General features: G+C 69.6%; 1 protein-coding gene. It reads left to right on the top strand.

Going from position 1 to position 237, the window contains the following annotated elements:
• Window positions 1-237, top strand: a 237-nt coding sequence (locus HKX41_13360; GenBank protein ID NNC25122.1) for an EamA family transporter, incomplete at both ends; no start/stop codon positions are given.

Here is a 237-nt window from a genome sequence, read left to right as displayed (position 1 = left end):
GTCTGAACGCTCTCCCGGACGCACCCGTCTTCTTCGCGTCCCTCCGCCTCCTCATCGCTGGCATCATCGCCGTTCCCGCGGCCGCGATCCTCGCGGGCGACGGCGACCGGTGGCTCCCGCGCTCACGAAGCGACCTCCTCGTCGTCGTCTTCGGCGCGCTGTTCATCACCGGCGGTGCGAACGCGCTGCTCTTCGCCGGCCAGCAGTACGTCACGAGCAGCGTCAGCTCCGTCCTCT

This window comes from Salifodinibacter halophilus, from assembly GCA_012999515.1.
GTDB lineage: Bacteria > Pseudomonadota > Gammaproteobacteria > Nevskiales > Salinisphaeraceae > Salifodinibacter > Salifodinibacter halophilus.
This window is presented reverse-complemented; position numbering and strand designations above follow the sequence as displayed.